Annotated in this window: 13 protein-coding genes; 10 read left to right on the forward strand and 3 right to left on the reverse strand. The window is 70.6% G+C overall.

Annotation, left to right across the window (positions count from 1 at the left end; genetic code table 11):
• Positions 1–92: 92 nt before the first annotated feature.
• From ACFWF2_RS32640 to ACFWF2_RS32650, 3 genes are all read right to left on the reverse strand, one after another.
• Positions 93–629: a hypothetical protein gene (locus ACFWF2_RS32640; protein ID WP_379311337.1), complete on the reverse strand. Its 537-nt coding sequence runs from the start codon at positions 627–629 to the stop codon at positions 93–95.
• Positions 630–760: 131 nt separating this feature from the next.
• Positions 761–1327, reverse strand: coding sequence for an isochorismatase family protein (locus tag ACFWF2_RS32645; protein ID WP_379311338.1), 567 nt, complete (start codon positions 1325–1327; stop codon positions 761–763).
• Between the two features lie 73 nt (positions 1328–1400).
• Positions 1401–2714 (reverse strand): nicotinate phosphoribosyltransferase, encoded by a 1314-nt coding sequence (locus ACFWF2_RS32650; protein ID WP_379311339.1) that lies wholly within the window; start codon positions 2712–2714, stop codon positions 1401–1403.
• A gap of 61 nt (positions 2715–2775) precedes the next feature.
• Here ACFWF2_RS32650 and clpS point away from each other — a divergent pair, with 61 nt between their 5' ends.
• The 10 genes from clpS (at position 2776) to rdgB (ending at position 9626) form a co-directional block, all read left to right on the forward strand.
• Positions 2776–3126 carry an ATP-dependent Clp protease adapter ClpS gene (clpS, locus tag ACFWF2_RS32655; RefSeq protein WP_379311340.1) on the forward strand — a complete coding sequence of 117 codons (351 nt, stop codon included), beginning with the start codon at positions 2776–2778 and terminating at the stop codon, positions 3124–3126.
• A gap of 13 nt (positions 3127–3139) precedes the next feature.
• A complete protein-coding gene (locus ACFWF2_RS32660; RefSeq protein WP_379311341.1) occupies positions 3140–3709 on the forward strand; it encodes a DUF2017 domain-containing protein in 570 nt (189 codons plus the stop codon).
• 24 nt (positions 3710–3733) lie between these two features.
• Positions 3734–4792, forward strand: a complete 1059-nt coding sequence (locus tag ACFWF2_RS32665) for a P1 family peptidase (RefSeq protein ID WP_379311342.1) — start codon at positions 3734–3736, stop codon at positions 4790–4792.
• 110 nt (positions 4793–4902) lie between these two features.
• Positions 4903–5322, forward strand: coding sequence for a Mov34/MPN/PAD-1 family protein (locus ACFWF2_RS32670; protein WP_379039902.1), 420 nt, complete (start codon positions 4903–4905; stop codon positions 5320–5322).
• 34 nt (positions 5323–5356) lie between these two features.
• Positions 5357–5635 carry a MoaD/ThiS family protein gene (locus tag ACFWF2_RS32675; protein WP_189034718.1) on the forward strand — a complete coding sequence of 93 codons (279 nt, stop codon included), beginning with the start codon at positions 5357–5359 and terminating at the stop codon, positions 5633–5635.
• A 4-nt stretch (positions 5636–5639) separates the two neighbouring features.
• Positions 5640–6602 carry a PLP-dependent cysteine synthase family protein gene (locus tag ACFWF2_RS32680; protein WP_379311343.1) on the forward strand — a complete coding sequence of 321 codons (963 nt, stop codon included), beginning with the start codon at positions 5640–5642 and terminating at the stop codon, positions 6600–6602.
• Positions 6603–6673: 71 nt separating this feature from the next.
• The gene (locus ACFWF2_RS32685; protein WP_379311347.1) at positions 6674–7375 is read left to right on the forward strand and encodes a rhomboid family intramembrane serine protease; all 702 of its coding nucleotides are present in this window, start codon (positions 6674–6676) and stop codon (positions 7373–7375) included.
• A gap of 69 nt (positions 7376–7444) precedes the next feature.
• A complete protein-coding gene (locus tag ACFWF2_RS32690; RefSeq protein WP_379311344.1) occupies positions 7445–8209 on the forward strand; it encodes a cyclic nucleotide-degrading phosphodiesterase in 765 nt (254 codons plus the stop codon).
• 44 nt (positions 8210–8253) lie between these two features.
• Positions 8254–9018, forward strand: coding sequence for a ribonuclease PH (rph, locus tag ACFWF2_RS32695; RefSeq protein WP_379311345.1), 765 nt, complete (start codon positions 8254–8256; stop codon positions 9016–9018).
• Positions 9019–9020: 2 nt separating this feature from the next.
• Positions 9021–9626 (forward strand): RdgB/HAM1 family non-canonical purine NTP pyrophosphatase, encoded by a 606-nt coding sequence (gene rdgB / locus ACFWF2_RS32700; RefSeq protein WP_379311346.1) that lies wholly within the window; start codon positions 9021–9023, stop codon positions 9624–9626.
• Positions 9627–9663: the final 37 nt, after the last annotated feature.

The raw sequence follows: 9663 nt of genomic DNA on the forward strand, positions 1-9663 counted from the left end.
AGTTCGCGGCCCCTTGTGTCCCGGCCGCGAACCGCCGCTGCGCGGCGGACCCTCCTCGAGGTCGGGTGCGCGGGGCCGGGTTTGCTGCCCGCTCAGGACTCGCGGACGAAGTCGTCGATGTTGGCGCGGATGTAGTCGAGGACGCGCTGCTCGAAGTCGGCGGGTTCGTTGATGTCGTAGATCTCGTCGGGGTCGTCGGCGCGGGCGCCGTCCGGGCGGCGGATCTGGCCGGGGTTGGCGATGGTCTGGTGCTCGTCGTCGAAGAAGCGGTCCAGATCGTCGTCGGCGGAGCTGGCGGAGGCGTCGCGGGCTGCCAGTACCGCGGCCGCGGCCAGTCGCGGCATGCCTGCGGCGCGCAAACCGCGTGTGGCCCAAGGGAGTTCGCTGCGGCGGGTGCGCAGGTAGCTGCCGAAACCCGCGTCCAGGACGCTGGTGTGCAGGCTCGACAGGGCCAGCAGGTGGGCGAAGGCGGGCGGGAGTTCGGCGAAGGCGCCGATGCCGCGCCGCTGCAACTCATGGGTGACGGGGTTGGACCAGAAGACGATGTCGGCGGCGTCGTGGATGGAGTCGATCTCGGCCAGCGCCGTCGTCAGCCTGTCGCGCGCCTGCGCCGGGAATCGGTAGTCCATGCGTGCAGGCTAGCCGCGCGGTCCGTGCCGGCCGCGGGTGGTCGGGCGGCAGCTCGCCGGCCGGGTCGACGTCGGTCGCGGGTGGCCGAACGGGCAGCTCGCCAGTTGGGTCGAAGCCCGCGCGGGTTGGGTTAGGCGGGCAGCTCGCCGACCAGGTCGACGCCCGCCGCGCGCAGTTTCGTCATGGCAGAGGCGACGGTCTCCGGCGCGACGCCGGCGGTGAGGTCGAGCAGGATGCGGGTGTCGAAGCCTTCGGACCTGGCATCCAGGGCGGTGGCGCGGACGCAGTGGTCGGTGGCGATGCCGACGACGTCGACGGCCTCGATGGACCGGGCGCGCAGCCAGTCGGCCAGCGTGGTGCCGTCGGCCGACGTGCCTTCGAAGCCGGAGTACGCCGCGGAATAGTCGCCCTTGGAGAAGACCTCCTCGATCGGGCCGGTGTCGAGCGCCGGGTGGAAGTCGGCGCCCTGCGTTCCGACCCGGCAGTGCGGTGGCCAGGTGTCGACGTAGTCGGGCTCCGCCGAGAAGTGCGGACCGGGATCGACGTGATAATCCCTGGTCGCGACCACGGCGTCGTAGTGGTTGCCCGCCAGGAACGCGCTGATCGCCGCCGCCACCGCGGCGCCACCGGTGACGGCGAGCGAACCGCCCTCACAGAAGTCGTTCTGCACGTCCACGATCACCAGGCCGCGTGCCATGCCGTCCTCCACCTTCGCCGCAGGGCTCTGCCGGACCTAATTCTCCGCCGCCCGCGCTGGGTCGGCCACTCGATCAGCCCAGGAACGTGGTCGGCACCGCGGGCTCGCCCGCCGAGAGCTTGAGCCCCTCCCACGGCAGGCTGACCAGCCCGCGCGCGACCAGCTCCCTGCTCTGCGCCAGCGTCGCCACCCCGTCGACCACCGCGCCCTTGCGGACCAGCGGCACCTGCAGCTCGCGCACCTGGAAACCGTTGGTGGCCGGTGCTTCTCCGGCGGCGGGATACACGATCTCCTCGACGATCGTGCCGGTCGCGCGGGCCAGCCGCACGGCCTTCTTGGTGCCGCCGCGCGACTGCTTGTGGCTGCTGCGCTTGGCGACCGGAATGCCGTCGACCTCGACCAGCTTGTAGACCATGCCCGCGGTCGGCGCGCCGGAACCGGTGACCACCGCGGTGCCGACGCCGTACACGTCGACCGGTTCGGCGCGCAGGGCCGCGATCGCGTATTCGTCCAGGTCGCCGGAGACGACGATGCGGGTGCCGGTGGCGCCGAGCCCGTCGAGCTGGTCGCGGACCTGCCTGGCCAGCACGCCGAGGTCACCGGAGTCGATCCGCACGCCGCCCAGCTCGGGACCCGCCACCTCGATCGCCGTCGCGACGCCCCTGGTGATGTCGAAGGTGTCGACGAGCAGGGTGGTCCCGACGCCGAGCGCGTCGATCTGGCTGCGGAAGGCGGCCGCCTCGTGCTCACCGTCGGCGCCGCTGTGCAGCAGCGTGAACGCGTGCGCGCTGGTGCCTGCGCCCGGCACGCCGAAGCCGCGCACGGCCTCCAGATTGGAGGTGGCGTCGAAACCGGCCAGGTAGGCGGCCCGGGAACTCGACGGCGCTGCCAGTTCGTGGGCGCGCCGCGAACCCATCTCGATCATCCGCCTGCCCGCCGCGGCACTGACCATGCGCGCGGCCGCCGAGGCGATCGCGCTGTCGTGGTTGAGGACCGACAGGGCCAGCGTCTCGAGCAGCACGCATTCGGCGAAACTGCCGCGCACGGTCAGGATCGGCGAACCGGGGAAATACAGCTCACCCTCGGCATAGCCGTCGATGTCGCCGGTGAAGCGATATTCCCGCAACCACTCCACGGTGGCGGGGGCGAGGAATTTCGCGACCACCGCGAGCTCGGCGTCACCGAAGCGGAAGTGGGTCAGCGCGTCGAGCAACCGGCCGGTGCCCGCGACGACGCCGTAGCGGCGGCCGTTGGGCAAGCGCCGGGCGAACACCTCGAAGGTGCATTGGCGATGCGCCGACCCGTCGGCCAGAGCGGCGGCCAGCATGGTCAGCTCGTACTGATCGGTCAGCAGCGCGGTGCTGGCGAACTCGTCACGGATCTGCACACGAGAAACTGTAGTCACCGCGGGTGTTGTTTCTTCGCGGCCTCGTCGTACCCTGGGTTTTATGGCCGAGTGCAATACCGTTCGAGCCGGCGCCGCCACCGGCGCCGTGAACGCCGCACTGTCAGCGGCGCAGGCGATGCCGGAGGCTGTCGAGAACACCGAGATCCTCGAGGCCGAGGACCGACCATGGGTCACCGTCGTCTGGGACGACCCGGTGAACCTCATGCACTACGTCACCTACATCTTCCAGAAGCTGTTCGGCTACAGCAAAGCCAAGGCGACCGAGTTGATGATGCAGGTGCACAACGAAGGAAAGGCGGTCGTGTCCTCCGGATCACGGGACAAAATGGAACAGGACGTGCGCCGACTCCACGCCGCGGGGCTCTGGGCAACCATGCAGCGCGACGACTGAGTACCGTAACCCTGTGCGCAAGTGGAGCAGGAAGAACTCGCTGAGTGGCCTGAAGCTTCGATCCGAGATGGACGAGCACGAGGCCACCGTTCTGCGCTCCCTGATCGGCGCCGTGTCCGGGCTGCTGAGCGATCGCGCCTCGGAAGCGCCCGAGGACGAGCTGGCCGCGCTCACCGGCCTGCGCACCGGTAACTCGACCCCGCCCGACGATCCGCAGCTGCTGCGCCTGCTGCCCGATTTCCACCGCGCCGAGCCCGGTTCCCCCGACGCCAAGCGCGCCGACCTCAACGCCGCCCTGCGCAGCCTGCACGAGCCGGAGATCATCGACGCGAAACTGGCCGCGGGCAGGATCGTGCTCGACAGCTGTCCCGAGGCGGGCGGCAAGATCGTGCTCACCCCCGAACAGGCCGACGGCTGGCTGGCCGCGCTCACCGACGTCCGGCTGGCGCTGGGCACCCTGCTCGACATCGATGACGACACGCCCGAACAGTTCGATCCGAGTGATCCGCGCGCGCCGCATCTGGACGTCTACCACTGGCTGACCTGGATGCAGGACTCGCTGCTGCAGGCGCTCGCCCCCTGAACCACCCGCGTCTAGGGTCGACGGATGCGCAGCGCACCCGGTCCACGCAACGCGATCACCGATGTGGCAGGCGTGCTGGTCGGCCACCACCAGGTGCTCGATGACGACGTCACCCTCGGCACGGGCGCCGCGACCGGCTGCACCGTCGTGCGGGTCCCCGGCGGCGCGACCGCCTCGGTGGATGTGCGCGGCGGCGGGCCTGGCACCAGGGAAACCGACCTGCTCGATCCGGCCAACACGGTCCGTCAGCTGCACTCGGTGCTGCTCACCGGCGGCAGCGCGTACGGTCTGGCCGCCGCCGACGGCGTGATGCGCTGGTCGGAGGAACACGGCGAGGGCATCCCGATGGACCCGACCGACCCGAGCCGGGTGGTGCCGATCGTGCCCGCCGCGGTGATCTTCGATCTGCCGGTCGGGGCGTGGGACATCAGGCCCGACGCCGACTTCGGTTTCCGGGCGGCGGAGGCTGCCTCGGCCGACTTCGCGCGCGGCACCGCGGGTGCGGGCGTCGGCGCGCGCGCCGGTGCGCTCAAGGGCGGAATCGGTTCGGCGAGTGTGGTTCTCGCCGACGGGCCGGGCGCGGGTGTCACCGTCGGGGCGGTGATCGTCGCCAATCCCGTCGGCTCGGTGGTCGATCCGCGCACCGGTCTGCTGTGGGGTGCTGGCACCGACGGCCCCGAGTTCTTCGGGCTGCGGCCGGGTACCGAGGCCGAGATCGCCGCGCTCAACGCGCTGCCGGTGAAGAGCATCGTGCTCAACACCACGATCGGCGTCGTCGCGACCGATGCCGCGCTCGACCCGATCGCCTGCCGCAGGCTCGCGGCCACCGCCCACGACGGGCTGGCCCGCGCGATCCGCCCCGTGCATTCCCCGCTCGACGGCGACACCCTGTTCGCGCTGTCCACCGGCGCGATCGCGGTGCCGCCGGTGCCGCTGCCCGGCGCGTTCCCCGGCGACCTGCTGCTGCTCGACCAGCTGTGCACGGCCGCCGCGGTGGTCGTCGAACGGGCCGTCGTCGACGCCGTGCTCAGCGCGACCTCGATCGCCGGAATCCCGGCCTATCGCGATCTGTTCCCGCGCTGATGCGCTGGTGGGGACCGGTGTGCGCGCCGCGAGGAATACCCGAATAGGGTGGGTGGTTGTCGAGGTGGTGCTCGACAGCACGCGGTAAAGATGTGGAAAGGGTCGAGGAAGTGCTGGTGATCAGGGCCGATCTCGTTGACGAGATGGTCGCGCACGCGCGCGCCGACCACCCCGACGAGGCCTGCGGCATCATCGCGGGACCCGAGGGCAGCGACCGGCCGGAGCGCTTCGTCGCCATGGTCAACGCCGAACGCTCGCCCACCTTCTACCGGTTCGATTCCGGTGAGCAGCTCAAGGTCTGGCGCGCGATGGACGACGCCGACGAGACCCCCGTCGTCATCTACCACTCGCACACCGCCACCGAGGCCTACCCGAGCCGCACCGACATCTCCTACGCCTCCGAGCCGTTCGCGCACTACGTGCTGATCTCCACCCGCGACCCGGAGCAGCACGAACTGCGCAGCTACCGCATCGTCGACGGCGAGGTCACCGAAGAACCCGTGCGGATCGTCGATTCCTACGACGCCTGAACCCACCGAACCAAGTCACACCCGAGGAGTCCTCATGCCGGTAACCGTGTCCATTCCGACCATCATGCGAGGTCTCACCGGAGGCGAGAAGCGCGTCCAGGGCGAGGGCTCGACGCTGTCGGCGCTGATCGAGAACCTCGACGCCAGCCACCCCGGCCTGGCCGAGCGGCTGCTCAAGGACGGCAAGCTCAACCGCTACGTCAACATCTACGTCGACGACGAGGACGTGCGCTTCGCCGGTGGACTCGAGGCCGAGGTGCCCGCTGGCGCGTCGGTCACCATCCTGCCGGCGGTCGCCGGCGGCGCGCGCTGACATCGTGGCCCGCTACGAATCGCTCATCGCGACGCTCGGCAACACCCCGCTCGTCGGGTTGAAGACGCTGTCACCGCAGTGGGACGGCGACAACCATGTCCGCCTGTGGGCCAAGCTCGAGGACCGCAACCCGACCGGGTCGATCAAGGACCGGCCCGCGCTGCGGATGATCGAGCAGGCCGAGGCCGACGGGCTGCTCACGCCCGGCTGCACCATTCTGGAGCCGACCAGCGGCAACACCGGGATCTCGCTGGCCATGGCGGCCAAGCTCAAGGGCTACCGGATCGTCTGCGTGATGCCGGAGAACACCTCGGTGGAACGGCGTCAGCTGCTCACCATGTTCGGCGCCGAGATCATCGACTCGCCCGCCGCCGGTGGGTCGAATCAGGCCGTGGCCATGGCCAAGGAGATCGCCGCGCAGAACCCCGACTGGGTAATGCTCTACCAGTACGGCAACCCGGCCAACGCGCTCGCGCACTACGAGACGACCGGACCCGAACTGCTGGCCGACCTGCCGGAGATCACGCACTTCGTGGCCGGGCTCGGGACCACCGGGACGCTGATGGGCACCGGGCGGTTCCTGCGCGAGAACGTGCCGGGCATCGAGATCGTCGCCGCGGAGCCCCGCTACGGCGAGCTGGTGTACGGCCTGCGCAACATCGACGAGGGATTCATCCCCGAGCTGTACGACGAGACGGTGCTGACCACCCGGTTCTCCGTCGGGCCGTACGACGCGGTGAAGCGCACCCGCGAGCTCGTCGGCGAGGAGGGCATCTTCGCCGGCATCTCCACCGGTGCGATTCTGCATGCCGCGCTCGGCGTGGCGAAGAAGGCGCAGAAGGCGGGCAAGCGCGCCGATATCGCGTTCGTCGTCGCCGACGGCGGCTGGAAGTACCTGTCCACCGGCGCCTACGACGGCACCCTGGACGAGGCCGAGGAGAAGCTCGACGGGCAGCTCTGGGCCTGACGGCTCGGTACTCTGTGGGGAGTGGGCTGAGCGACGGCCCTGCCTGAGCGGAGGCGATGTCGGTGGGTGGAATCGGAGCCTCGTTCGATCCGGATCGGATCGCCGGGTTGCGGGGGCGGACCGGGGCGGGAACGCCGGCCAAGCGGGCGGGCACCAGGGTGTGGGCGAGGGCCGCGGTGGTGATCCTCGGGTTCGTCGGCGCGCTGTATCTGATCGAGGGCATCGACGCGGTGCTCTCGCACGATCGTCCCGCCGGTGCGCCGGGTCAGCTGGACGCGGGCGGCATCGAGCCGCGCGCGGCCGACGGGCTCGACGGCATCCTCTGGGCGCCGCTGCTGCACGGCGGCTGGGACCACCTGATGGCCAATACCCTGCCGCTGCTCATCCTCGGTTTCCTGGTCCTGCTCTCCGGGATCGGGCGCGGCATCGCGGCCACGGGGATCATCTGGGTGGTCGCCGGTGTCGGCACCTGGCTGACCGGCTCGTCGGGCAGCGTGCACGTCGGCGCGTCGTCGCTGGTGTTCGGCTGGCTGACCTATCTGATCTGCCGTGGGTGGTTCGCCCGCAATGTGGGGCAGATCGTGCTCGGCGTGGTGATCTTCCTGCTGTACGGCTCCATGCTGTGGGGCGTGCTGCCCAGCGACCCCCTAATTTCTTGGCAGGGACATCTTTTCGGGGCGGTGGGTGGAGTCCTGGCGGGCTGGGTACTCTCTGGTGATGAACGTCGACGCCGCCGTGGAGCATCGGCCGTCCGCGCAGTACCTACGCGGTAGCCGGGGATCCAGTCTGGAAAATGGGGGGATCCTGCATTGAGCACCAGCACGTCGTGGCAGCATGGGGGCATGCGCCTTACCGTCCTCGGGTGCTCGGGCAGCGTGTCCGGCCCGGACGCCCCCGCGTCGGGCTATCTGCTGACCGGCCCTGATATGAGGCCCACCGTCATCGACTTCGGTCCCGGTGTCTTCGGGGCGCTGCAGAAGTACATGAACCCGGGTGACGTCGACATCTTCCTCACCCATCTGCACGCCGATCACTGCCTCGATCTGCCCGCGCTGCTGGTGTGGCGCCGCTACCACCCGAACCCGCCGCAGGGTCAGGCGCTGGTGCGCGGACCCTCCGACGCCGCGCTGCGCATCGGCAACGCCTCCGCCGAGATCGGCGGCGAGACCGACGACTGGTCCGATGTCATCGACTCGCAGGCCTGGGTCGAGAACGTCCCCGTGCCGCTCGGTCCCGGCCACACGGTCGAAGCCCGCCGGATGTACCACCCGCCGGAGTCCTACGGCCTGCGGATCACCGCCGCCGACGGCCGCGTCTTCGTCTACACCGGCGACACCGCCATGTGCGACGCCGTCGTCGACCTGGCGCAGGGCGCCGACGTGCTCATGGCGGAAGCCTCGTGGACCCACGATCCGGCCAATCGCCCACCCGGCATTCACCTTTCGGGCACCGAGGCGGGCGAGATCGCCACCCGCGCGGGCGCCAAGGAACTCCTGCTCACCCACATTCCCCCGTGGACCTCGCGCGAGGATGTGATCGCCGAGGCCAAGGCCGCCTTCTCCGGGCCGGTCCACGCGGTGTCTCCGGGCGAAACCTTCGACCTCTAGCACCCCGCACCCCCGGATCTCGCGTCGGCCAATACACTCTCCTCGTGTCGAGACGAGCCGATGGCAGGGCGGATGACGAACTCCGCGAGGTAAGGATCACCCGTGGCTTCACCACGCATCCGGCGGGATCGGTGCTGGTCGAGTTCGGGCAGACCAGGGTGATGTGCACGGCCAGCGTCACCGAGGGTGTGCCGCCGTGGCGCCGGGATTCCGGGCTCGGCTGGCTCACCGCGGAATACGCGATGCTGCCCGCCGCCACCCACACCCGCAGCGGGCGTGAGTCGGTGAAGGGCAAGGTCGGCGGGCGCACCCAGGAGATCAGCAGGCTGATCGGCCGTTCGCTGCGCGCCTGCATCGACCTGGCCGCCCTCGGCGAGAACACCATCGCGCTGGACTGCGACGTGCTGCAGGCCGACGGCGGCACCCGCACCGCCGCGATCACCGGCGCGTACGTGGCGCTCTCGGACGCGGTGACCTACCTGGCCGCCGCGGGCAAACTGGCCGACCCGCAGCCGATCTCGTGCATGATCGCCGCGGTGAGCGTCGGCGTGGTCGACGGCCGGGTGCGCCTCGACCTGCCCTACGAGGAGGATTCGCGCGCCGAGGTCGACATGAACGTGGTCGCCACCGACACCGGCACCCTGGTCGAGATCCAGGGCACCGGCGAGGGCGCGACCTTCCCGCGCTCGACCCTGGACAAGCTGCTCGACTCGGCACTGGCCGGCTGCGAGCAGCTGTTCGCGGTCCAGAAAGAGGCGCTGGCGCTGCCCTACCCGGGCGCGCTGCCCGAGCCCGCCGCGAAGAAGTAGCCGTGGCCGTGCGTGTGCTGGTCGCCAGCCGGAATGCCAAGAAGCTGAAGGAATTGCGCCGGATCCTCGACGAGGCGGGCGTGGCGGGGATCGATCTGGTCAGCCTGGCCGACGTGCCGCCGTACGAGGAGGCGCCCGAGACCGGGGCCACCTTCGAGGAGAACGCGATCGCCAAGGCCCGTGACGGTGCCGTCGCCACCGGATTGCCGTGTGTGGCGGACGATTCCGGGATCGAGGTGGACGCGCTCAACGGCATGCCCGGTGTGCTCTCGGCGCGCTGGTCGGGCCGCCACGGTGACGATGCCGCCAACAACGCGTTGCTGCTCGGCCAGCTCGGTGACGTACCCGACGAACGGCGCGGCGCCGCCTTCGTCTCCACCTGCGCCCTGGTCCTGCCCGACGGCACGACCACCGTGGTTCGCGGCGAATGGCGCGGCACCATCGCCCGCGAACCCGCGGGCGACGCCGGCTTCGGCTACGACCCGCTGTTCCGCCCCGACGGCGGCACCGGCAGCGCCGCCGAGCTGACCCCGGCCGAAAAGGACGCGGTCTCCCACCGCGGCCGGGCCCTCACCCAGCTCATCCCCGCGCTGGCCGCCCTGGCCTGATCGGAAAACGACAGCGCCGCCGCTCCGGAATCGGGGC

The sequence above is a fragment of the Nocardia sp. NPDC060259 genome, assembly GCF_042728775.1.
GTDB lineage: Bacteria > Actinomycetota > Actinomycetes > Mycobacteriales > Mycobacteriaceae > Nocardia.